22 protein-coding genes are annotated in these 24,617 nt (G+C 42.2%); 18 read left to right on the top strand and 4 right to left on the bottom strand.

All coding sequences use genetic code 11. The annotated features are described in order from the left end of the window. Positions 1-11: 11 nt before the first annotated feature. The 4 genes from BFS05_RS07145 to BFS05_RS04335 form a co-directional block, all read right to left on the bottom strand. Positions 12-86, bottom strand: coding sequence for a 50S ribosomal protein bL37 (locus BFS05_RS07145; protein WP_369803150.1), 75 nt, complete (start codon positions 84-86; stop codon positions 12-14). An 85-nt stretch (positions 87-171) separates the two neighbouring features. Further along, positions 172-672, bottom strand: coding sequence for a Cys-tRNA(Pro) deacylase (gene ybaK / locus BFS05_RS04325; protein ID WP_103084761.1), 501 nt, complete (start codon positions 670-672; stop codon positions 172-174). Between the two features lie 174 nt (positions 673-846). After that, positions 847-1,902: a type I glyceraldehyde-3-phosphate dehydrogenase gene (gap, locus tag BFS05_RS04330; RefSeq protein WP_016638074.1), complete on the bottom strand. Its 1,056-nt coding sequence runs from the start codon at positions 1,900-1,902 to the stop codon at positions 847-849. 265 nt (positions 1,903-2,167) lie between these two features. Continuing rightward, a complete protein-coding gene (locus BFS05_RS04335) occupies positions 2,168-2,962 on the bottom strand; it encodes a thiamine diphosphokinase (RefSeq protein WP_103084762.1) in 795 nt (264 codons plus the stop codon). 492 nt (positions 2,963-3,454) lie between these two features. Between BFS05_RS04335 and infC the strand changes: the two genes are divergently transcribed. From infC to glnA, 18 genes are all read left to right on the top strand, one after another. Beyond that, positions 3,455-4,165, top strand: a complete 711-nt coding sequence (gene infC / locus BFS05_RS04340; protein WP_103084831.1) for a translation initiation factor IF-3 — start codon at positions 3,455-3,457, stop codon at positions 4,163-4,165. Further along, complete coding sequence (gene rpmI, locus BFS05_RS04345) at positions 4,146-4,340, top strand: 50S ribosomal protein L35 (RefSeq protein ID WP_103084763.1); 195 nt, start codon at positions 4,146-4,148, stop codon at positions 4,338-4,340. The genes infC and rpmI overlap by 20 nt, the downstream gene beginning before the upstream one ends. A 60-nt stretch (positions 4,341-4,400) precedes the next feature. Next, on the top strand, positions 4,401-4,784 hold the full coding sequence (gene rplT / locus BFS05_RS04350; protein ID WP_103084764.1) for a 50S ribosomal protein L20: 384 nt from the start codon (positions 4,401-4,403) through the stop codon (positions 4,782-4,784). A 314-nt stretch (positions 4,785-5,098) separates the two neighbouring features. Further along, the gene (gene xerD, locus BFS05_RS04355) at positions 5,099-6,112 is read left to right on the top strand and encodes a site-specific tyrosine recombinase XerD (protein WP_103084832.1); all 1,014 of its coding nucleotides are present in this window, start codon (positions 5,099-5,101) and stop codon (positions 6,110-6,112) included. 50 nt (positions 6,113-6,162) lie between these two features. Next, positions 6,163-7,002 (top strand): ParA family protein, encoded by an 840-nt coding sequence (locus BFS05_RS04360; protein ID WP_103084765.1) that lies wholly within the window; start codon positions 6,163-6,165, stop codon positions 7,000-7,002. Between the two features lie 278 nt (positions 7,003-7,280). Beyond that, positions 7,281-9,203, top strand: coding sequence for a translational GTPase TypA (gene typA, locus BFS05_RS04365; RefSeq protein ID WP_103084766.1), 1,923 nt, complete (start codon positions 7,281-7,283; stop codon positions 9,201-9,203). A gap of 168 nt (positions 9,204-9,371) precedes the next feature. Beyond that, positions 9,372-9,782 (top strand): alcohol dehydrogenase, encoded by a 411-nt coding sequence (locus BFS05_RS04370; RefSeq protein ID WP_258004248.1) that lies wholly within the window; start codon positions 9,372-9,374, stop codon positions 9,780-9,782. A 118-nt stretch (positions 9,783-9,900) separates the two neighbouring features. After that, positions 9,901-11,421: a glycine--tRNA ligase gene (locus BFS05_RS04375; protein WP_103084767.1), complete on the top strand. Its 1,521-nt coding sequence runs from the start codon at positions 9,901-9,903 to the stop codon at positions 11,419-11,421. A gap of 110 nt (positions 11,422-11,531) precedes the next feature. After that, entirely contained in the window at positions 11,532-12,686 is a 1,155-nt protein-coding gene (dusB, locus tag BFS05_RS04380) for a tRNA dihydrouridine synthase DusB (RefSeq protein WP_103084768.1), read from the top strand. Positions 12,687-12,911: 225 nt separating this feature from the next. Next, the gene (gene ftsZ / locus BFS05_RS04385; protein WP_103084769.1) at positions 12,912-14,120 is read left to right on the top strand and encodes a cell division protein FtsZ; all 1,209 of its coding nucleotides are present in this window, start codon (positions 12,912-12,914) and stop codon (positions 14,118-14,120) included. 24 nt (positions 14,121-14,144) lie between these two features. Then, on the top strand, positions 14,145-14,612 hold the full coding sequence (locus BFS05_RS04390) for a cell division protein SepF (protein WP_103084770.1): 468 nt from the start codon (positions 14,145-14,147) through the stop codon (positions 14,610-14,612). Positions 14,613-14,794: 182 nt separating this feature from the next. Continuing rightward, on the top strand, positions 14,795-15,094 hold the full coding sequence (locus BFS05_RS04395; protein WP_103084771.1) for a YggT family protein: 300 nt from the start codon (positions 14,795-14,797) through the stop codon (positions 15,092-15,094). Between the two features lie 260 nt (positions 15,095-15,354). Then, positions 15,355-16,668, top strand: coding sequence for a DivIVA domain-containing protein (locus BFS05_RS04400; protein ID WP_103084772.1), 1,314 nt, complete (start codon positions 15,355-15,357; stop codon positions 16,666-16,668). Between the two features lie 161 nt (positions 16,669-16,829). After that, positions 16,830-17,324, top strand: a complete 495-nt coding sequence (locus BFS05_RS04405; RefSeq protein ID WP_103084773.1) for a signal peptidase II — start codon at positions 16,830-16,832, stop codon at positions 17,322-17,324. Continuing rightward, positions 17,317-18,291, top strand: coding sequence for an RluA family pseudouridine synthase (locus tag BFS05_RS04410; protein WP_103084774.1), 975 nt, complete (start codon positions 17,317-17,319; stop codon positions 18,289-18,291). The genes BFS05_RS04405 and BFS05_RS04410 overlap by 8 nt, the downstream gene beginning before the upstream one ends. Positions 18,292-18,336: 45 nt before the next feature. Then, entirely contained in the window at positions 18,337-21,891 is a 3,555-nt protein-coding gene (dnaE, locus tag BFS05_RS04415; protein WP_103084775.1) for a DNA polymerase III subunit alpha, read from the top strand. A 98-nt stretch (positions 21,892-21,989) separates the two neighbouring features. After that, complete coding sequence (locus tag BFS05_RS04420) at positions 21,990-22,901, top strand: hypothetical protein (protein WP_103084776.1); 912 nt, start codon at positions 21,990-21,992, stop codon at positions 22,899-22,901. Positions 22,902-23,048: 147 nt separating this feature from the next. Further along, positions 23,049-24,386 carry a type I glutamate--ammonia ligase gene (gene glnA, locus BFS05_RS04425; RefSeq protein WP_103084777.1) on the top strand — a complete coding sequence of 446 codons (1,338 nt, stop codon included), beginning with the start codon at positions 23,049-23,051 and terminating at the stop codon, positions 24,384-24,386. Positions 24,387-24,617 lie beyond the last annotated feature (231 nt).

Genomic DNA, 24,617 nt, shown 5'->3' on the forward strand with positions numbered 1-24,617 from the left:
AAAATTACAGCTTAAGCATTTGGTCTTTTGCCGTGATTTGCTGCTTTTTTACGACGCGCCTTGCGCTTACGTCCACGCATGCCCATAATAAACTCCTTAACGATTAAAAGCATAACCTTAGGGATTATCGCACGTCGTCAAGACGTTTAGCGACGATTTGCATTTCGTAGATTATGCTGCTATGTCTGCAACAGTCGCATTCAATATGCTAACGATATCTTTAGGGCTAAGAACTACGTCAAGTCCGCGCTTTCCGCCTGAAACTAGTATTTCGTCAAACTTCATAACGCTGCTATCTAAAACTGTTTCATGATGCGTGCGCTGTCCGAACGGGGAAATGCCCCCAACTACATAGCCGCTTTCACGCTGAGCAACTTCTGGACTTGTCATACTAGCTTTCTTTGCATGAACCGCGCTAGCAATCGATTTCATGCTAAGACGACCATTAACAGGAACAATTCCGATTACGCGCTTTTCTCCTGTGTCTACCATAAGAGTTTTGCATACTTGTTCTGCGCTTACCCCGAGTTTTTCAGAAGCTTCTAAACCATATCCGTCTTCCATATGATCTGAATCATGCTCGTATTCAACTACTCGAAATGTCACGCCAGCTTTTTCTAATTGCGCGATTGCTGGGGTTGATTTTCCGGTTTCTGCATGCTTTTTGCTCATTTTGTTACCATGCCTTATATTTAACTGTCAAATTGTGTTACATGATATGGTATATCGACTAATGCATAACAAAACCCCTTGCGTCGCTTTACTAAGTCACACAAGGGGTTTTAATAGATTAAATATTCGCACAAACAGCTATTGCTGATTGATACTTAGCGATACTTGGTGAAATCACTCAGAGATTTCTGCGAAGTAAAGCAAGGTGCGAATCATGTTAGCGGTGAAGCCACATTCGTTATCGTAGAAGGTAACGGTACGAGCCAAAGTTACGCCGTCAACAGTGTTAACATCGGTCTGAGTTGGATCGAAAACGCCACCGTGGGTGTCGCCGATGATGTCAGAAGACACGATGCTGTCAGCATTGTAACCGAAGTACTCGCAATTCTCGAAAGCCTTCTTGAAGGCTTCGTTGATTTCTTCAGTAGTAGCTGGCTTCTCAAGAACGGTTGTCAACTCGGTAACAGATCCATCTGGAACCTGAATACGCTGTGCATGACCCTGGAGCTTGCCGTTAACTTCTGGAACAACCTTGCCGATTGCCTTAGCAGCACCGGTGGAGTGCTCGATGGTGTTGCAAGCTGCAGAACGGTTGTTGCGTGGCTTGGAACCGCGTGGGCCATCAAGAATCATCTGGGTGCCAGTGTAGGCGTGGATGGTGGTCATGAAGCCGGACTTAATGCCCCAGTTATCCTGCAAAAGCTTAACCATTGCAGCCATGGAGTTAGTGGTGCAAGAACCAGCGGACACAATGTTGTCGGTTGGCTTCAAGATTTCGTGGTTAACGCCGAACACAACTGTTGGAGTGGTTTCATCCTTAGCAGGAGCGGAGATAAGAACCTTCTTTGCGCCAGCATTCAAATGAGCCTGAGACTTCTCAGCAGAAGTATAGAAGCCAGTGCACTCGAGCACGAACTCAACGCCATCATTCTTAACCCATGGAATGTTGTTTGCGTCTTTTTCAGCGTAGACCTTGTAAGTCTTGCCGTCTACGACAATCGCGTCTTCGGTGGAAGTCACCTCAACAGGAGTGCCGTCATCGTGACGGAATGTGCCATGAGTGCTGTCGTACTTCAACAAGTATGCAAGCATTGAAGGAGTGGTCAAATCATTGATGGCTGCGACTTCGATGTCACCTGCCTGACCGCCACGAGCCTGAAGCTCAAAAATGCGACGGAATGCTAAACGACCGATACGACCAAAGCCGTTAATACCAATCTTGACTGTCATGTAATTCTCCCTTGAGTAAGACCTCTTAATGCGCGTAATTACACGAGTTTTCTCGCTATTTACAAGGCACGCCAAGGCCTTCGATATATTGAACTAACGTGTTCATTCTAAATGGCGGTATGTACTACACTTCTAGCTTTCTGTTATATAAATATTCTGTTTGAAAGCGAGAGAAAACTGGTTGCAACTACTTATTTTTGTGAGCGTTTTTGTGCAGTTTTTGATTAATTTATGTTCGATTTGCCGTTTTTTCTAGTCAAATAAACTAGTTTTTGTTAATCGAATTCGCTGCAGCTGTAGTTGAATCAGTAGGATCTTCTTCGCTTTCAAGAGGAGTAGCTAGAGCTTCCGACACAGACGTGCTTATTGATCCTAAATCTCCACTTGGTCTCTTAAACCACTTTACTTGAGGCAAAGGTGCGTTAATTGGGAATGTGACAATAATTGTGCCTTCATGAACGTCGATATGAGCTGGAACGTCATTAAGTAACTCGTTACTTAAACCTTGAACTGCGTCGCCAAACATTTGTGCATGTTGAAGTTGATACTTTAAGCCAGTTTCGTTAACGTCATACGAAACAGGAGTGTGAGAAAACACGGATACCATTCTTTCTTCAGAGCTACTAGAAGCAGGGAAGTCAAGAGAACCGTTATGAATCGCCGTTACAATAGTTCCGTCTCCGTATAGGAATCCTATTCCTCCGCGAACGGCTAAACGAACCATCAATTGGATATTTGAAATAGTATGGTCGACTCTGCCACCTAAACCTCCGAAAATATGGAATTCTCTAGCGCCTTTAGACCAACCAACTTTAAGCGCAGAAAGTAAATCCGGATCATCTTTTTGCGCAGGTAAACGCGTAATAACTGCATCGTTCGGGAGCTTAAGTCTTACTGAATCAAAGTCTCCGATAAGAGCATCTACGTGTAATCCAAGTCTACAAGCGTGATCCCAGCCGCCATCTGCTGCAATTGTTAAAGCGCGGTCTGGTATTTGTTCGCGAGTGTGATCGTAGTAATCGCCTGCTGCTAATACTACGCAACGTTGTAAAGGTTCCATGCGTTCATAGTGTACAGCGTTTAATACGTAGCTCAAGCGTTGTTTTGCATTTTATTGTGACTTTTATGTTACATCCTTGTACAATTGTTAGTGTGTGCTAACAATATTACAGTATTTTTAATGTTTTAATCGTATATATTTCTGTACAAATATTTCTGTTATTTCTGCATAAACATTTCGATATTTTTTTTATTTAAGTTTTGCTTAATTTTTATTTAGGACTTATTTAAAACTTATTTAAAACTTATTTAAAACTTATCTCTAGGATTTGTCTGGGCTATCTGTAAAATAGATATTCGGCTTGAGTAATCAAGAAAGTGGGATTCCCCACCTGGAAGCCGTAGCGGTTTCGGGTTCATGACTTCGGTCACATAGTGTTGCTATTTATGCATCTCACTATGAGTATATTGCATAAGATAAATGTGTTGTTATGCAATTGTGCGATTGAGTATGAATCTGCTATGACTCCTTGGTTTGCATCTCACTAGATTTATAAGGATTGGAGTCATCATTAGCGACGAACCACGCATTAACGATGAGATTCGCGTTCCCCAGGTACGTCTTATCGGTCCGAAAGGCGAGCAGGTTGGGGTTATTGCGACCTCAGTCGCGTTAAACCTGGCAAGGGAAGCAAATCTCGATCTCGTCGAGGTTGCACCTACCGCTAAGCCTCCTGTAGCCAAGCTTATTGACTACGGAAAGTACAAGTATAACGAGAAGATTAAGGCTCGTGAGGCGCGTCGAAATCAGACCACAGCTGAGATTAAGGAAATTCGTTTCCGTCTCAAGATTGATGATCATGATTTTGAAGTCAAGAAAAGCCATGTGCTTCGTTTCTTGAATGGCGGAGATAAGGTAAAGGTTACTATCATGCTGCGTGGCCGCGAACAATCTCGTCCGATTGGCGGCGTGGAACTGTTACGTAGGCTGGCAGATGAGGTTTCAGAAAGTGGAACCGTTGAGTTTGCACCAAAGCAAGAACTTCGTAATATTGTTATGACTCTTGCGCCTAAAGGCAAGAAGGTTCACACACAGTCCGAGCAGCGTCGTCGTGGCGCAGAGTCACGTGCTGAACGTCAAGCTCGTCAGGCCGCACGTCTTGCAGCTAAGCAGGAAATCCAAGCCCAGGCCGCGGCTGCAGTAAATTCCGCGCAATCCGATCAACATCACAAGGAGGGCAGCAATGCCGAAGATGAAAACTAATTCCGCAGCTTCCAAGCGCGTTCGCCTTACCGGCACCGGTAAAGTAATGCACGATGGTAGCGCAATGCGCCACAACTTGGAGCATAAGTCTGCTCGTAAGCGTCGTGCCTTGTCTGAAGATAAGGTTTTGGCTCCAGCACAGAGCAAGAAGCTCAAGGGCTTACTCGCTAAGTAAGCATTACTTATACAGCTTATAAAAAGACGCATAAAGAATTTTTAAGAAAGAGGAATACTTATGGCACGAGTAAAACGCGCAGTGAATGCTCACAAGAAGCGTCGCGTTGTTCTTGATAGGGCTTCTGGCTATCGCGGTCAGCGCTCCCGTCTTTATCGTAAGGCAAAGGAACAGCTGCTCCACTCATTTACTTATAACTTCCGTGACCGCAAGGCTCGTAAGGGTGACTTCCGCAAGTTGTGGATCCAGCGCATTAATGCTGCTGTCCGCGCTGAAGGCATCACTTACAATCGCTTCATTCAGGGCTTGCGTTTAGCAGGTATCGAATTGGATCGTCGTGCTCTCGCTGAGCTTGCTGTTTCCGATATCGAAGCTTTCAAGGCTGTTGTCGATGCTGCTAAAGCTGCTTTGCCAGCCGATGTGAATGCACCTGTTGAAGCTTGATTTGATTTTTCTCGTTTAATAATGAGCATGCAATAGTGATTATTTAATATTAATTATGTTAATTGTTGCGTGCTCATGAATTTTCGAGTATAATAAATCTAAGATTTCTTCTCCTTTTAGCTCGTCATTTTTATGGCGGGCTTTTTATTTTGTCCTATAGCCCCATTTTTGGGAAATAACCCCCATTTTTAATTTTGAAATTAGATAGCTGGCGCTTGAAAGTGGATAATTTGCGCCTGTTTGTGTGGAATAACCCTTGTTTGGGGGAGTAATCCTATAATTAATCTATGAATTCGGATCCTGAGTCTTACGATATGAGTAGTTCTTACGATAAGTCTTTTAATCAGTCTTACGATAACTCTTGTGATACAAGTAGTTCTTACGATGCAAGTAAGTCTTGTACTAAGTCTTACGAAAATTTCGCGCCTTTAATTCAACGTTTTATTGCGCATATTGATATTGAGCGTGGTCTTTCCGCAAGAACCGTGTCAGCGTATAAGTCTGATTTAAATAATTATGTTTTATGGCTTAGTAAGAATCGCAATATTCGTAGTATTTCAGATATTTCATATAAAGATATTGACGCTTATATTAGTGAATCCCGTGATTGTGGACTTGGAGCGAGAACAGTTGCTCGCAGATTAGCAAGTATTCATGAGTGGCATCGTTTTATGCTTGCTCATGGAGATGTAACTAGTGATGTTTCTTCATCTATAAAAGCTCCTAAGCAGCCAGAACATTTGCCAGATGTTCTTAGCATCGATGAGGTGAACAAAGTTATTGAAGCGGCTGGAAATTTTGGTTCAGACGATGAAATTTCTTTAAGAGATAGCGCATTACTAGAGTTTTTATATGCAACAGGAGCGCGTATTTCTGAAGCTGTTAGTGTAAAATTTGAGGATTTTGATTTAGAGGAGTCAGTCGTAAAACTTACGGGCAAAGGTTCTAAACAACGTTTAGTTCCTCTTGGAGGTTGTGCTATCAGAGCGTTGAAAAAATATCTTCAACATGCTCGTCCAATATTATCTTCTCGAGGTAAGCGAGAGTTGCCGTTTATATTTTTAAATAAACGAGGGAACGCATTATCTAGGCAATCCGCTTGGGCAGTTATAGCGGAAGCTGGCAAAAAAGCTGGTGTTTCGCAATCCTTGCATCCGCACACTTTAAGACATTCTTTTGCTACGCATCTTATAGCTGGAGGAGCGGATGTTCGTACTGTTCAGGAAATTTTGGGGCATGCATCTGTTACTACTACGCAAATTTACACACATATTAGTCCAGACGCTTTAATTGAAGCTTATGTAATGTCTCATCCAAGAGCGAAATAATTTTCTGTGTACAGAGTTTCGTGAGCATACCTATTGATAGCATTGGAGACATGCCTACTGATTTACTTGGACGTGAATATGAAACTTTTTGTGCGCCGGAACCATTGAATTCTCATGGACCTGCGCGTGTTATTGCTATGTGCAATCAAAAAGGTGGTGTTGGTAAGACAACAAGCTCTATCAATATCGCTGGTGCATTAAGTCAGTATGGTCGTAAAGTTTTAATAGTTGATTTTGATCCTCAAGGTGCTGCAACTGTTGGACTTGGTATTAACGCTAATGCTCTTGACAATACTGTTTACACAGCGCTTTTTGACTCGTCAGTTGATGTTCATGATGTAATTCGTCATACTGCAACTGAAAATATAGATGTAATGCCTGCCAATATTGACCTTTCTGCTGCGGAAGTGCAATTGGTTACTGAAGTTGGTCGTGAGCAAATTTTAGCTGGTGTTTTGCATAAGATTCGTAATGAATATGATGTGATTATTATTGATTGCCAGCCTTCTCTAGGTTTGCTGACTGTTAATGCTCTTACTGCTGCAGATGGCGTGATTATTCCTGTTGCTGCTGAATTCTTTGCGCTTCGTGGTGTTGCTTTGCTTATGCAATCAATTGAAAAAGTCCAATCGCGCATTAATCCAAACTTGGAAGTTTTTGGCGTGCTTGTGACAATGTATACTCGCACTCTCCACAGTGAAGAAGTATTGCAACGCATTTATGAAGCTTTCCAAGGTCGTGTTCTTCACTCTGTGATTTCTCGTTCTATTAAGCTTCCTGATTCAACTGTTGCTGCTGTACCAATCACGATTTTTGCTCCTGAGCATAAAACAGCTAAGGAATATCGCGAAGTTGCTAGAGAGCTTATATCTAAGGGCGTTGTAGCTTAGTTTATATTAGTTTATATTGGTTTCTGGCTTAGTTTGTGTCTTAGTTTTTCTAATAATAGTAGAAAATTGCTTGCGATTTGTGAGCAATTTATTTTAAAAATACTTATTAGATTTATTAGATTAGTAGCGTGTATATAACTGTCTTTAACATCGAGTAAAATCGGTGCGGTTTGGCACAATGTCAAGTTTTATGCAATTTATAGTCGTAATAATAGTATTTGCATGCTTATTTAGGAAATGTAAAACGCTTAATACGCGAAGAATGGAAGAGGTTTGTGATGACTGTTCGCGGTGATATTCGAAATGTGGCAATTGTGGCGCACGTCGACCACGGTAAGACCACTCTGGTAAACGCTATGCTTCAGCAGTCGCACGTATTTTCTGAGCGTGAAGAAGTTCCAGATCGCGTTATGGATTCCAACGATTTGGAACGCGAAAAGGGCATTACTATTCTTGCTAAGAACACTGCTGTGCAATACACTGGTCCATTGGCTGAAAAGTATGGTCATCCAGAAGGTATCACTATTAACGTGATTGATACTCCAGGCCACGCTGATTTCGGCGGCGAAGTTGAGCGCGGTATTTCTATGGTTGACGGCGTTGTTTTGTTGGTTGATGCTTCTGAAGGCCCTCTTCCACAAACTCGTTTCGTGCTTCGTAAAGCTTTGGAATCTAAGCTTCCTGTGATTTTGTGCGTAAACAAAGTCGATCGTCCAGACGCTCGTATTGAAGAAGTTGTTGGTGAGTCAACAGATTTGCTTCTTGGCTTAGCTCAGGACGTTGTTGAGGAAGGTATTGACCTCGATCTCGACGCTTTGCTTGATTTGCCAGTGATTTATTGCGCTGCTAAAGCTGGATACGCTTCTGTTAATAGGCCTGCGAATGGTGCTCTTCCAGATAACGATAATTTGGAGCCACTTTTTGACTCTATTATTTCCAACATTCCAGCTCCTGAATACGATGAAAGAGCTCCTCTTCAGGCTCATGTTGCAAACATTGATTCCTCTGACTTCTTGGGCCGTCTTGGTTTAGTGCGAATTTACAACGGTACTTTGGAAAAGGGTAAGACTTACGGTCTTTCTCGCGTCGACGGATCTATTGAAAACTTCCGCGTTTCTGAGCTTCTTCGCACTCAAGGTTTGGAGCGCACTCCTGTAGCTTCTGCAGGTCCTGGTGACATTGTGGCTGTTGCTGGCGTGAACGATATTATGATTGGCGAAACGATTGTTGACCAGAATGATCCAAAGCCACTTCCATTAATTCACGTTGACGATCCTGCAATTTCCATGACTTTCGGTGTAAACGATTCTCCTCTTGCTGGAACTGAAGGCAAGGATCATAAGCTTACTGCTCGTATGATTAAGGATCGTTTGGATCGCGAACTTATTGGTAACGTGTCCATTAAGGTTCTTCCAACTGATCGCCCAGATACTTGGGAAGTTCAGGGTCGTGGCGAGCTTGCTTTGGCTGTTTTGGCTGAGCAAATGCGTCGCGAAGGCTACGAGCTTACTGTTGGTCGTCCTCAGGTTGTTACTAAGACTATTGATGGTCAGATTAACGAGCCTATGGAAAGCACTACGATTGACGTTCCAGAAGAGTACATGGGTACCGTCACTCAGCTTATGGCTGATCGTAAAGGTCGCATGGATTCTATGAGCAACCATGGTTCCGGTTGGGTTCGTTTGCAATTTACTGTTCCTTCTCGTGGTCTTATTGGTTTCCGCACAGCTTTGCTTTCTGCTACTCGCGGAACTGGTATCGCAAGCTCTATTTCTGCCGGATATGCTCCATGGGCTGGTCAGATTGTGACTCGTCAAAACGGTTCTATGGTTTGCGATCGTAAGGGTGTTGCAACTCCTTATGCTATGCAGCGTTTGCAAGCTCGTGGTATCTTCTTCGTTGATCCGCAAAGCCCAGTTTACGAAGGACAAATTGTTGGTATTAACAACAAGCCAGACGAGTTGGATGTGAACATTACTCTTGCTAAGCATATGACTAACATGCGTTCTTCAACCGCTGATGTGCTTGAAACTTTGACTCCACCAATCAAGATGAGCTTGGAAGAGTCTCTTGACTTCGCTAACGAAGACGAGTGCGTGGAAGTTACGCCTGAATCTATTCGCGTGCGCAAGATTATTTTGAGCCGCGACGAATGGTATAAGTGGCGTGCTAAGCAGCGTCGTCAAAATAATGCTGCGTGACGCGTTTTAAATAAATTTTCTAAGTTACGCGTAATTTATGTATGTTAAATGTGCATAAGTTACGCGTATCTTATTTTTCATGATTGTTTTATAATTTATAGATATTTTATAGGGAATTTATAGAAATTTTGTATACTCTTTTATAACTTTTATTTTGTGAGGCGTATTATGAAAGAAAAACCGTGGTCGCATAATCTTCCAGTGTGGGGCAGGTATGTGGTTACGTTTGTTTCGGCTATTTTATGCGGATTAATCGGCACTTTTGCTCATAGAGTTGGTGCTGCTAGCAATATGCCCATTGGATTAGTCGTAGCATTTCTTTTAATTCTTATTTCTACTTGGTGCGCGCGTTCTAGAACTGGCATACTTGGATTGTTGTTGCACGTTATATGCTCAAGTGCTGTTGTTTGGATTATGGCTTTGAGGATTATTGGCAATGATGTGCTTGTTCCTGTTGGATTTTATGCGCAGCTTCCATGGCTTTCTCAAAACGCTGGACGAATATGGATTTATGGTGTTGTTGTTCTTCCGCTTCTTATGATTTTCTTACCTTCTAAATTCTTTTCTATGCATAACTAACAGCAGAGCGCGTTTGCAAATAAGTGTAGTTTTATTTATATTCGTCTAGCGTCACAGGGTTTTTCTATAATAAGCAACGTTTTTAAACAAATTCTTAAAGATCATGAAAAGGTGTATTGTGGCTGTTTCAAAGCTTGATGAAGTCGTGTCCTTGGCTAAGCGTCGAGGTTTTGTGTTCCCGGCCGGCGAAATTTACGGTGGCACGCGCTCTGCGTGGGATTACGGTCCGTTGGGCGTTGCGTTGAAGGATAATATCAAGCGCGAATGGTGGCGTTACATGGTTACCACGCGTGGAGATGTTGTTGGCGTGGATACTTCCGTTATTTTGCCTTCGCAAGTGTGGGTTGCTTCCGGTCACGTTTCCGTGTTTAACGATCCTTTGATTGAGTGCTTGAATTGCCATAAGCGTCATCGTGCAGATAAGTTGGAAGAATCTTATGCTGAAAAGCATGGCGACAAAATGCCAGAAAATGGCTTAAAAGATATTGTTTGCCCAGATTGCGGTACTCGTGGAAACTGGACTGAGCCGCGCGACTTCAATATGATGCTTCGCACTCATTTAGGACCGGTTGAAGACGAAAACAGCTTGCATTATTTGCGTCCAGAAACAGCTCAGGGCATTTTCGTGGACTTTAAGAACGTTATGACTTCTACTCGTCAAAAGCCACCTTTCGGTATTGCAAATATTGGTAAGTCTTTCCGTAACGAAATTACGCCTGGAAACTTCATCTTCCGCACTCGCGAATTTGAGCAGATGGAAATGGAGTTCTTCGTAGAGCCTGGAACCGACGAAGCTTGGCATCAGTATTGGATTGATACTCGCGTGCGTTGGTATGTGGATTTGGGTGTTAAGCCAGAAAACTTGCGTATGTATGAGCATCCTAAGGAAAAGCTCAGTCACTATTCCAAGCGAACTGTCGACATTGAATACAAATTCGGCTTCCAAGGTTCGGATTGGGGAGAGCTTGAAGGTATTGCAAACCGTACCGATTACGATTTGTCTGCTCACTCTAAGCATTCTGGCGAGGATCTGAGCTACTTTAATCAGGCTACTGGCGAAAAGTATGTTCCTTACGTTATTGAGCCTGCTGCTGGCCTTACGCGCTCGCTTATGGCATTCTTGGTTGACGCGTACGACGTTGACGAAGCTCCAAACACTAAGGGCGGAGTTGACAAGCGCACTGTTCTTCGACTTGATCCTCGCTTGGCTCCTGTTAAAGCTGCAGTTTTGCCTTTGAGCAAGAAGCCAGAATTGCAATCTGTTGCTCAAGATTTGGCTGCAGATTTGCGCCAGCATGATTGGGTTATTGATTACGATGAGGCTGGTGCTATTGGTCGCCGCTACCGTCGTGAAGATGAGATTGGTACTCCTTTGTGCGTAACAGTTGACTTCGATACTTTGGAAGATCATGCTGTTACAATCCGCGAGCGCGACACTATGCAGCAGGAGCGTGTTTCCTTGGACAAGGTTGCAGATTACGTTGCTAGCCGCATTAACGAAAAGCGTGTTAAGTATCCGCAAGGACCTGTTGAAATCGTTGGTACTCGCTCGGCTGATGGTGCTGTAGATATTGCTAAAGAAGCAGGAGAAGACGAGTCTAAGCCTGTGCAAATCGCGACTGCTGGCGGATTGTACTAATACGCGCTTTATCGATTAAAGATATCTTGAGTATCGCTTGAGTATCTCTTGAGTAGCGCTTAAGAATTAGCAGACAAAATTATTATTAAAGTGAACGGAGTTAAAGCAATATGAATTTTTCTATAAAACCAGTGGATTTAGGGAAAGTTCATATTGCAACTCCTGTTGTTTTGTCTCCAATGGCCGGAATCACTAACTGGCCTTTTCGAGTAATCTGCCGCGAATATGGTCCGGACGGGCTTTACGTGGCAGAAATGATCACAGCTCGCGCATTAGTTGCAAGAAATCCAAAAGCATTGCGTTTATGCCGTTTTGCGCCTAGCGAAAAAGTGCGCTCCTTGCAACTTTATGGTGTAAATCCTTCTATAGTTGAGCAAGCAGCTCGAATTGTTGTTGACGAAAACATGGCTGATCACGTTGACTTAAACTTCGGCTGCCCAGTTCCAAAAGTTACAAGGCGCGGCGGCGGTTCTGCTCTTCCTTGGAAAACAGATTTGTTGCAAGAAATTTTGCATCGCGTTGTTTCTGTTTGTGAGCCAGCAGGAATTCCTGTTACAGCTAAATTCCGTGTTGGTATTGACGAAAGTCATGAAACTTTTATTCAAGCTGGTCATATTGCGCAAGAAGAAGGATGTGCTGCTGTAACTTTGCATGCTCGCACAACTGCAGAATATTACGGTGGTCATTCAGATTGGCAGCGTATTGGGGAGCTTGTAGAGGCGCTGAATATTCCTGTTTTTGGCAATGGTGATATTTGGGGTGCGGAAGATGCGCTCGCAATGTTTAAAGAAACTGGTTGCGCTGGTGTTGCTATCGGTCGAGGATGCCAAGGTCGCCCGTGGTTGTTTGCTGATATTCGCAATGCTTGCGAAGGTAGCGATAATCGTGTGAATCCTACTTTGGCAGAAGTTGGTTCCGTTATTTTGCGTCACTTGAGACTTTTAGTTGAGTTTTATGATGGTGACGAGCGTATGGCTGTTCATGATTTGCGTAAGCATGTTGCTTGGTATTTAAAGGGTTTCCCTGTTGGTGGCGGTACTCGTAAAGCGTTTATGGAATGCGAGTCAATTGATGACGTGCAACGAAATATTGATGCTTTGGACGGGTCTTTAAGATTGCCTGAGCGTATTTTAGACACGCCGCGAGGTAGAGTCCGTTTCGCAAAGAAAGTTCACTTGCCTTATGGCTGGTTGGATTCGCGCAAAACGTCTCACGAAGAACGTGAAGCGCTTTTTGGCGATGATCCTATGGATGCTAGTTATTAAGTTTTAGTAGTGTTTTCTAGGGTTTTATTCATAGTTTAAACTACTCTAAACTTTTGTTTATTTATATAAACTTTTATTAAGAAAAACACGATAATAATTTGCGTATAGTCAGGTGTATTATCGTACCAGACGATTTTTTTAAGTTTTTATTAGTAAAAAGTCGCCATTATCGAGCGTTTTGCGCTAAAGTATTGCGTAAACGTGCTTGAGTGACAGGAGACAACGGTGAGCGAGATTGCCCAGACTGACAATTTCAACGACAAAACCATCATTAAGGTAGTCGGCGTCGGTGGTGGCGGCGGTAATGCCGTCAACCGAATGATCACCGAGGGCTTACAGAATGTAGAGTTTGTAGCTATAAATACAGATGCTAAAGATTTGATGCGCTCGGATGCTGACGTAAAGATTTCATTATCAGATGCTTCTAGTAGAGGACTTGGAGCTGGAGCTGACCCTGAAAAGGGTGCTAAGGCTGCTCAAGATCATCAATCAGATATCGAAGAGGCATTAAAGGGCGCTGATATGGTGTTCGTCACCTGCGGCGAAGGCGGCGGTACAGGTACTGGTGCTGGCCCTCTCGTGGCTCGTGCAGCACATCAACAAGGTGCATTAACCATTGCTGTTGTAACTCGTCCATTCAGCTTTGAAGGTCCTCAGCGTGCTGCTTCTGCAAATCTTGGTATTGAAAATCTTCGTAAAGAAGTAGATGCTTTGATCGTTATTCCTAACGACCGTTTGTTGGAAGTATCTGATCGCGCTATTGGAATCATCGACGCTTTCAAGTTAGCTGATACAGCTTTACTTTCCGGTGTACGCGGAATTACGGATATTATTTCTACCAATTCGTATATTCACGTTGATTTTTCTGATGTTACGGCTATCTTGCGTGGTGCTGGTACTGCTTTGTTCGGTATTGGTGCTGCTAAGGGTGAAGATCGCGCAACACAGGCTGCTGAAATTGCTATTAGTTCTCCATTGCTTGAAGAAAGCATTGAAGGTGCACATGGTGCTTTGATTAATATTGCTGGTCCATGTGATTTGAAACTTCAAGAAGCTTCAGCTGCAACTGAACTTGTACGTAAGGCTATTCATCCAGAAGCCCAGATTATTTGGGGTCTTTCATTGGATGATGCTTATGGCGATGAAGTGCGCGTAACTGTTATTGCTGCAGGATTTGACGCTCATTCTAAGAAGGATGATGCTGGTTTATCTGGTAAGTTTGTAGATATGCAAGCTGGTGTTGAGCATGTTGCTCCAGCTCAGTCAACATCTAAAACTCGTACACAGCCTGAACCAAAACCTGCTGCACCAACTGCAACAAGCACTCCTTCTATGTTTGAAGAGCCTGCTGCGCGTCAATATGAGTCGCCTGCTCCTTCAGTACAACCTGTTGAGGAACCAGACGAGTTGGATATTCCTGATTTCTTGCGCTGAAAGTGAATTGAGGAGGGTTGTTCAATGGCTGGATTAGTAAATCGCGTGATGTCGTACATGGGTATGTCAGATGTACAAGATGACGATGCGATTGAATCTAATGAGCAAGATAGGTCGTTTGATAGCGATTATTCTGTAGCTCCTGGTATTCAGCGTGATGATGCTTCTCGTAGCAGGGATTTTTCTTCTCCTAGAGTCGGTAGCGCAAATCGTATGAGCAGGATTACTACGATTCATCCGAAGTCATATGACGATGCTCAAATGGTTGGTCGCGCATTGCGAGATGGCACTCCTGTTGTGTTAAATCTAACTGGGGTTTCTGAAGCTGTTGCGTATCGTATTGTTGATTTTTCTGCTGGCGTAGTCTTTGGTGTTGGTGGTTCGATTGAGCGAGTAACACCTAGAGTATTCTTGCTAAGTCCAGCTCAAGTAAATATTAAGGTTGAAAGTACTCCGAAGAGTAATTCTGCCAGGGATTTATTTGCTGACTAGTTTATTTATTGACTAGGCTATTGAAGAATTGCGTTAATTACGTGAAGATTTGATTGCACAATTTAATATTGATTTTATAAAAGGCAATGTTTTTATATGAATTCATTGCCTTTTTATTTTAAGTATTGCTTTTATGTATATAATTAAAGACCGCGAATAGTGATGGAGTTTATTTAGACAGTATGATTAAAATTTTGTTGTTCTTTGTGATACTTGCGTTATCTTTGCTTATTGACGCCTATATGACAATACTTTTCTTGCGAGTTATTGCTGATTGGGCACACGTGTTTTTCCCATCTTTCAGGCCTAATGGCGTGTTAAGAATTATTATCCGCGTTATTTATAAGCTGACTGAACCGCCATTAAAATTCTTACGGCGCTATATTCCGCCTATGAATATGGGGCGCATAAGTTTTGATACAGCGTTTATTGTTTTGTATTTTGGACTTATGCTAATTAGAAATATTATTCATTTGATTTAATTAGCAAATTATTGTTTATCTACATTCATAAAAGTTGACAGCGAAAGCAGATACTGGAAGTAGCAGCGAGAGTTGGCAGCGAAAGTAGATATTGAAAGCAAATTGCAAAAGTAGATACTAAAAGTAGGCAGTAAAAATAAATAATATTATTAATTTTATTTTTTATACTCGTGTTTTGCTGTAATTGGTTACTCAACGTGATAGCATCAAATAGATATATATCTTGGAGCATAGTCCCCAAAAGTGAGGTGTAATGCATTATGACTCTTTTAACGCCTAAAGATATCCGAGAGCATACTTTCCAGATTGTTCGTTTTAAAGGTGGTTATGACGTCGACGAGGTTGACGACTTTTTGGATCAAGTCACCGAAACAATCGAAGCTCTTGGTCAGCAAGCTGTTCAAGGACTTGGGGCTTCAACTCAGTCTTTGGGACAGGATGTTGCAGGATTAAATAAGAAGATTGCTGAGCTTACTTCTAAGGTTGAATCTTTAACCAAGGAAAATGAATCTTTGCGTGCAGCTTCTAAAGAAGGCTCCGATAAGGAAGATGTTGTTTCTGCAAAGCTTACTGAAGCAGAAGAAAGCAACCGCGCTTTGTCTGCGCAGAATCAGCAACTTAAGGAGCAACTTGACGCTATGAGCAATCAAATTGATCAGCTTACAGCACAAGCAGCTAAGTCTGATAATGACGATAAGGCAGCTGCGAAGGAACTTGAAACTGTTAAGCGTGAGCGTGATGACTTCCGTGCAAGCAGTGAGAATTTGGGTCGAGAACTTGACAATATTCGTCAGCAGCTTGTTGTTACACAGCAAGAAAATGCTAAGTTCCAAGATTTAGCTCGCCAACTTGAAGAATCTCGTCAGCGCGAGGAACAGTTGCGTAAGCAAGTTTCTAAGCTCGAACCAAATACTGAAACCGGTAGCTTGCAGAAGATTGCTGGCGCTGGTGCTGAAGTTTCAGGATCTGAGCCTGAACGCGCTACTGCAATGTTGACTCTTGCTATGCAACTTCATGATCAATATGTTGATAAGGGCAAGGCTAAGGCTCAGCAGATTGTTGAAGAAAGCCAAGCTCGTTATAACGAAGTTATTGCAAAGGCTGATGATTACTCTAATCGCACACGTTCTGAAGCAGATACATACAGCAAGCAGACTCGTGGTGATTCAGATGATTACTCTGCACGTACTCGTTCTGACGCCGATGCTTATGCCGCTCGTGCGCATAATGAAGCTGATGCTTATTCAGGCAAGGTTCGTCAAGCTGCAGATGATTACGCTAAGCAAGTTCATGAGCAAGCTGATCAGTATGAAGCTGAAGTTCAGCATCGTGCTGCCGACTATGACGCTAATACTCGCACTAAGGCCGATGCTTATGCTCGCCAGGTACGTGAGAATCTTGAGAAGCAAACTAAAGTTATCGAAGGTAATATTCAGAGCCTTAAGCAGTTCGAAACTGAATATCGTGCTCGCTTGACTGATTTCCTTGGACAGCTTGTTGCTCAAGTTTCCGATGCAAATACTTATGACTCATTAGGTCAGAAGCAAGCTTCCACTGAAGATAAGAAGGAGTAGTTTTCTGCACAAGCGCGCAATTTTAGATTAATTTTTAAATTAGTTTTAGATTAGTTTCAGGCTAGTTTTAGATTGATTTTTAAGTTAATTTTAAGTGTTTGCGTGCTAGAGCCGATACTATTTCGCTATTACAGATCGGATAAAAATTGACGCATAGAGATGTGCGTGTGAAACGGCTACGTACTCGCGTAGCCGTTTTTGCACTGATTGTTTTTGTTGGCGTTGTGCTAGATCGCATAACGAAAATTTGGGCTTTGTCAGCGCTTAGCGGTGGGAAAAATATTGAAGTTTTCCCACACTTGCTTTCTTTAACTCTTGTACGAAATCCTGGAGCATCATTTGGCTTAGGTTCTTCTTTTACATGGGTTATTAGCGTATTAGCTTGTGCTGCTTGTGGTGCCATGATAGCGGCTATTAAGCACACAAAATCTTTGTATTGGACTATTGCGTTTGCTCTAGCGTTTGCTGGAGCTTTTGGAAATCTCATTGATAGAGCGCAATATGCTCAAGGTTTTTTGAATGGCAAAGTCGTAGATTTTATAAACTACGGTTGGTCTGTTGGAAACGTTGCAGATATTGAGCTTATGTTTGCAGGAATCGCAGTTGTATGCCTTATTTTGATTGGGATTCCTCTTTTAGAGCGTGCTGATGAGTGATATTTGCTTTAAAGTTACAAGCCAATTTTCCGGCTGCAGATTTGACGTTTGCTTATCAAAGCTAATGGGAGTTTCGCGTGCAAATGCGATATCTCTTATTGAGCGTAACCAAGCAAAAATCTTAGGTAGAAAATCGCAAAAATCCTCCATTTTGCAAGATGGAGACATGATTGTTGTTGATCAAAAAGAAACGGCAGAAGATAAGGGAACAGCAGAAGAAAAAGTAACAGCACAACAAAAAGAAGAGCAAAATAGTAAATCTTCTATATGCGATATTCCAATAATTTATAACGATGACGATGTTGTTGTTGTAGATAAGCCTGTTGGAGTTGCATCTCATGCAGCCAAAGGATGGAGCGGGCCGACAGTCCCAGAATGCATAGAAGCTGCTGGAATAGATATAAAAACAACCGTTTGCGATGAATCACGCAAAGGAATAGTAAGCAGATTAGACGTTGGAACAAGCGGATTAATGCTGGTTTGTAAAACAGATTTTGCTTATGAAGTAATGAAAAAGCAGTTTGCAAATCATAGTGTTAAAAAAACATATCATGCGCTTGTTCAAGGAGATTTAGCGCAAAATAAAGCAACTATTGAGGCTCCTATTGGTCGCGCAAAAGTATCTGATTTCCGTTTCACTATTACTTTGGATGGAAAGCCTGCTGTAACTCACTGGGATGTGCTTGAGCGTTTCGGTCGAGCAACGTTAGTAAGCATTAATTTGGAAACCGGCCGCACGCATCAAATCCGAGTGCATTTTTCTTCTATAGGCCATCCTTTGGTAGGGGATTCAATGTATGGCGCGAATCCAGTTTTGGCTCAAGAACTTGGGTTGCAACGTCAATGGTTGCATTCTATGGAACTTACTTTTACGCATCCTACTACCGGTAAAATTATTACGTTAAAGTCGCAGTATCCTTCAGATTTGCAACACGCTTTAGAAGCCATGCGAGCGTTATCAAAATAGCATTTTTGATTTTAGAGGTCAGCTTTCGCTTATAGAATATCGTCTATGAGTCAGCCGGAAACCAATTTTGTACATTTGCACAATCACACGCATTATTCATTGCTTGATGGAGCTTCTAAAATTCCAGATTTGGTTAATCGTGCTAAAGAATTAGGTATGCCAGCTGTAGCTATTACGGATCACGGCAATATGCACGGCGCGTACGAAATGTGGAGTACGGCTGTAAAGGCTGGTATTAAGCCGATTATTGGCATTGAAGCGTATGTTACTCCTGAAACTGCAAGACAAGATAAGAGCCGCGTGCATTGGGGCACGGAAGAGCAGCATGCAGATGATGTTTCTGGCGGCGGTTTGATTACGCATATGACTTTGTGGGCGCAAAACGATGAAGGTTTAACGAATCTTCTTAAAGCGTCATCTGTTGCAAATCTCGAAGGCCGCGTTATGCGTTACCCGCGTATGGATAAGGAAGTGTTATCAACTTATTCTAAGGGTGTTATAGCGTCTTCTGGCTGCCCATCTGGTATTATTCAGACGCGTCTTCGTTTAGGCCAATTTGATGAGGCTTTACGCGCTGCGGGCGAGTTTCAAGATATTTTTGGTCGAGATAATTTCTTTATTGAGCTTATGAATCACGGGCTTTCTATTGAAACGCGCGTAACTAAAGATTTGCTTGAAATTGCTAAGCGTCTTAATGCTCCTCTTCTTGCAACAAACGATTTGCATTACGTTCATGAAGAAGATCGCGAAGCGCAGGATGCTATGCTTTGCATTAATTCAGGCTCGCGCTTGGATGATCCTGACCGTTTTAAATTTGACGGTTCTGGTTATTATCTGAAGTCTGCTGAGCAAATGCGCGAACTTTTTAAGGAGCTTCCTGAAGCTTGCGATAATACGCTTGAGATTGCTCGTCGTTGTAACGTTATGTTTGATGACGGTGAGGATGGCGCTTTTATGCCTCAATTTGACTGCCCGGAAGGTTGGGATGAGACTTCGCTATTCCTTAAAAAAGTCGAAGAAGGTTTGGAGAGGCGTTACGATAACAACGTTCCTATAGAGGTTCTTAAGCAAGCTGACTACGAGTGCGGCGTGATTTGCCAAATGCAATTCTGTGGATACTTTTTAGTTGTTGCGGATTATATTAATTGGGCTAAAGCGCATGGTGTTATGGTTGGCCCTGGACGTGGTTCGGCTGCAGGCGCAATGGTTGCGTATGCAATGGGTATTACAGAGCTTGATCCTATGAAGCACGGTCTGATTTTCGAACGATTCTTAAATCCTGAGCGAGTTTCATTGCCTGATATTGATGTTGATTTTGACCCGGATGGTCGCGCTAAGGTTCTTGAATACGTGGGTGAAAAATACGGTAGAGATAAAGTAGCTCAGTGTGTGATTTATGGAACTATTAAAACTAAGCAGGCTCTTAAAGATTCAGCTCGAATTATGGGATATGAGTTTTCTGTTGGAGAAAGAATAACGAAGATCTTGCCTCCTCCTAAAAATGGTAAAGATATGAGCTTGCGCGATATTTTCGACGAAAAAAACAAGCGTTATGCTGAAGCGCGCGAGTTCCGCGAAATGTATGAGTCTGATCCTGATACTAGGCGTATTACTGAAGAAGCCAAGGGTATTGAGGGTTTGATTCGTCAAACTGGTGTTCACGCCTGCGCAACAATCATGGGTTCTGAGCCTATAACTAACACTTCGCCGCTTTTAGAGCGCACTGATGGCACGATTACTACGACTTTTGAGTATCATACTTGCGAAACTTTGGGTCTAGTTAAAATGGACTTTTTAGGTCTTTCTAATTTGACTGTTATTCGCGATACGATTCGAAATGTTGAGCATAATCGTCATGAGTTGATTGATTATACGAAAATACCTTTGGACGATAAAGCCACTTATCAGCTTCTTGCTAGGGGAGATACTTTAGGTGTTTTCCAGCTAGATTCCGACGGTATGCGCGCGCTTCTGCGTACGTTAAAGCCAGATAATTTCAACGATATTTCGGCTTTGATTGCGCTTTACAGACCTGGCCCTATGGATATGGATTCGCATACTAATTACGCTAAGCGCAAAAATGGTTTGCAAGAGATTACTCCTATTCATCCAGAAGTTGCTGAGCCTTTGAAGGATGTTCTTGGTGAAACTTATGGTTTGATTGTTTACCAGGAGCAGGTGCAGTCTGCTGCGCGTATTTTAGCTGGATATAGTCTTGGTAAGGCAGATGTTTTGCGTCGAGCAATGGGCAAGAAGAAGCCTGAAGTGCTAGCAAAAGAGCAGGTTCCTTTCTTTGAAGGCATGAAGGAACATGGGTATTCTCAGGAGGCTGCTCAAGCTGTTTGGGATGTGCTAGTCCCGTTCTCTGGTTACGCGTTTAACAAGGCTCATTCTGCTGCTTACGGCTTGATTTCTTATTGGACTGCGTATTTGAAAACGCATTATCCTGTGGAATTTATGGCAGCTTTGCTTCAAAACGAACGCACTAATAAAGATAAGACAGCTCTTTACTTGGGTGAAGCGCGTCGCATGGGTATTCAGGTTTTGCAGCCTGATGTTAACGAGTCCGTGCTTGAATATTCTGCTGTTGGAGACGTTGTTCGCTTTGGTTTGGGTGCTATTCGTAATGTTGGAGATAAAGCAGTAAACGATATTATTGCTGAGCGTGAGTCTTCTAAAGGACGTTTTGTAAACTTCAAAGATTTTGTGAAACGAGTTCCTTTTACAGCGCTTAATCGTAGGCTTGTTGAATCTTTGATTAAAGCTGGAGCTTTTGATTCGATTGATCCTAATAGGTGTGCTATTTGGCAAATTTGTGAGCCTATGATTGATTCTGTTATACCGCTTAAGCGTAAGCAGGCGGAAGGTCAGTTTGATTTATTCTCTCATTTTGACGATGATGGCGAGTCGCTTTTAGGTGATGTTGATATTAGTGTGCCTGATGTTGAAGAGTGGGATAAGAAAACTAAGCTTAATTTTGAACGTGAAATGCTTGGTCTTTACGTTTCTGATCATCCTTTAAGTGGTCTTTCAGCTGTTCTAACGAGTTTGAGTGATATGTCTATTGCGCAGCTTATTGATAAAGCGAAAACAATGGGGGAGCGTCAGCAAGTTACTTTAGCTGGTTTAATTACAAGCGTTGATCGTCGTGTTTCTAAAAAGGGTAATGCTTGGGCGATAGTTACTTTAGAAGACATGGAAAGTTCAATACAATGCATGTTCTTTAGTAAGGCTTATGAGGCTGCTGCTAATGAGTTTGCTATTGATCAGGTTGCTCAAATTCGCGGTGAAGTTGAGTTTCGTGATGAAACTGTTTCCTTGCGTGCAACTGATTTTGAAGTGCCTTCTTTAGAGTCTATTGATTCGCGTCCTATTACTATTATGCTTCCTCATTCTGCTATTAATCGTGTTCGCTTGAATAAGTTGAGTTCTGTTTTAAGTGAGCACCCGGGTTGTTGCGAAGTTAATTTAGCTATGATAGACGATAAAGGTAATGCTCACGTATTTGTTTTTGGTGATAAGTACAGAGTTAAACGAGATACTTCGCTTTTTGCTGAAATTAAGATCTTGTTTGGCCCTAGTTGTTTACCAAGTACTTAGTCGTAAAATGTATAATTGTTTTATTGTTGTATAGACGCATTGTATGAGTTTGTTAAATTGTGTAAATAATTGTGCAAATAAAGAGGAGTTGCATAGGGATGAGTAAGGAATTCGACGATAAGGAATCTTTGTATTCTAATGAAGATTCTCAGAATAATCAAAATGAGCAGAATAATCAAAATGAGCAGAATAAGCAGAATAATTTAGGTAATTCTTCATCAAAGGGTGATAGTTCTAGTATGAGAACGTCGTTTACGGATGCTGAGCTTGATGCCGCATTAGCCAGTTTCGAACGCGAATTTAATAATGCAAATAGTGTGAACGATGCTGGTAATTCTGGAAATTCTGCAGACGATTCTTCCGAGGATTCTGCTGATAATTCTGCTGATAATTCTGCCGACGATTCTTCCGATGATTCAGAATCTAGCGATTCGTATGGAATATATGACGACATTCCCGATACTATAGATTTAAGCAAAATGCATCGCAGCAAAGAAGCTGAAGAAGCTGCTAGAAAGTTCGAAGAGGAAACGTCGTTTGAAGATACTCTTGAAGGTTTAACCGGACAAAAAGCTCGTTCTGCAATAATTATCACATATTGCGAGGGAGCGGATTTATTATCAGCATTTTGTAAAATCTCGCAGATCCCGTCTATTTGCGTTATGACTGGAACTGCTGCTGTCGCATTATTGAAGAATCTCGATAATGATGAGCCTGAAGCCGCAGTATTAAGATTAAGTGATTTACTTGGCGATATGGAAATGATACTTATTGTTAATCGAGCTAATAAACTTGAAACTTCAATGTATAAGTACGGCGAAAAAAGAGATGCTTTTCTTCCTTCTCCTGTAGCTTTAACTTTCTTATCTGAAGAAGTAGAAGATGTTGTTTTAGGACTGAAAACTATGAAAGATTTTCATCCTTCTGTTGAAAGTTTTGACCCTGAAGATATAACTTTTGACGGTGCGCTATCGATTTGCAAAAAATATTTCAGCAAGTATGGATTATAAATGCAATAGATTTATATCGTAATTTTTATACTATAACAAATTAACAATAGGTAAATTCATCGCTTATATTTATAAAAACTTATATATATAGGGGATAATGAGAATACAATAACAATGCCTAACGTGTATATGATTGGACTGTAGATTATGGATAGACAGCAAGAGTTCGCTTTACGTACGGTTGAAGAGCGTGACGTACGATTTATTCGCCTATGGTTCACAGACGTGTTAGGAACGTTAAAATCTGTAGCGATTGCTCCAGCTGAACTAGAAACAGCTTTTGAAGAGGGTATAGGATTCGACGGATCTGCCATAGAAGGCATGACTCGTATTTTAGAGGATGACATGATTGTCAAGCCGGATCCTTCTACATTCCAAATTCTCCCTTGGCATGGTGGCCCTCAGGGTACAGCAAGAATGTTTTGCGATGTTTTGACTCCAGATGGTGAGCCGTCTCTTGGAGATCCGCGTCACGTTTTAAAGACTGCGCTCGCTAAAGCAAAAGAAAAAGGTTTTACTTTCTACGTGCATCCTGAAATCGAGTTTTATTTGTTCGAAGCTCAGGATGATTGGTCTAAAACTCCTGTTCCTATTGATGAGGGCGGGTATTTTGATCACGTGCCTAGAAGCTCAGCTATGGATTTCCGTCGCAGTGCTGTTAGCATGCTTGAGCAAATGGGTATTTCTGTTGAGTATTCGCATCATGAGGGTGGCCCTGGCCAAAACGAGATTGATTTGCGTTATGCGGATGCTCTTACTACAGCAGATAATATTATGACTTTCCGCACTGTGGTTAAGGAAATTTCTCTTGAGCGTGGAATGTATGCAAGCTTTATGCCTAAGCCTTTAACGGATCAGCCTGGTTCCGGTATGCATACTCATTTGAGTTTGTTTGAAGGGGATGCTAACGCTTTTTATGAGGCTGGTCAAGAGTTTAATATGTCGCTTATTGCGCGTCAGTTTGCGGCTGGTATTTTGCATCATGCTTCGGAAATTTGCGCTGTTACTGATCAGTATGTGAATTCCTATAAGCGACTTTGGGGAGGTGCTGAGGCTCCTAGCTATGTTTGCTGGGGTCATAGTAATCGTTCTGCGCTTCTTCGCGTGCCGCAATACAAGCCTGGTAAGGGTAATTCTTGCCGTATGGAATTCCGTGCGCTCGATCCTGTAGCAAATCCTTATCTTGCATATTCTGTGCTTTTGGCTGCTGGCTTGGATGGTATTGATAAGCAGATGACTTTATGTGATCCTACAAGCGATGATGTTTGGGAACTTACTGATGCTGAGCGTCAGGCAATGGGCATTCAGCCGCTTCCTGAATCTTTGGATGAAGCTTTGAAGATTATGGAGAAATCTGATTTTGTGGCTAGTGTGCTTGGCGAGCATGCTTTTGAATACTTCTTGCGTAATAAGCATCAAGAGTGGGAAGAATACCGTCGTCAGGTAACGCCTTTTGAACTTGAGAAGTATCTGCCTAGATTGTAGTTTTACTGGTATTTTTACTGGTTTGTTACTGGTATTTTTGCTGGTTTTGTCGCCAGTATTGTTGCCGGAATTGTTGCCGGAATTGTTGCCGGAATTGTTGCTGTAAATATTGCTATTGGCATTGCTATTATTGCAATTTTTTGTAAGCATGTGTTGGTATAATTCGTACTTGGACTGTCAATACCATATGTATAGTTTGTTTGCATATATGCATTGAGATGTTTAAATACT

The organism is Gardnerella coleohominis (assembly GCF_002896555.1).
Lineage (GTDB): Bacteria > Actinomycetota > Actinomycetes > Actinomycetales > Bifidobacteriaceae > Bifidobacterium > Bifidobacterium vaginale_F.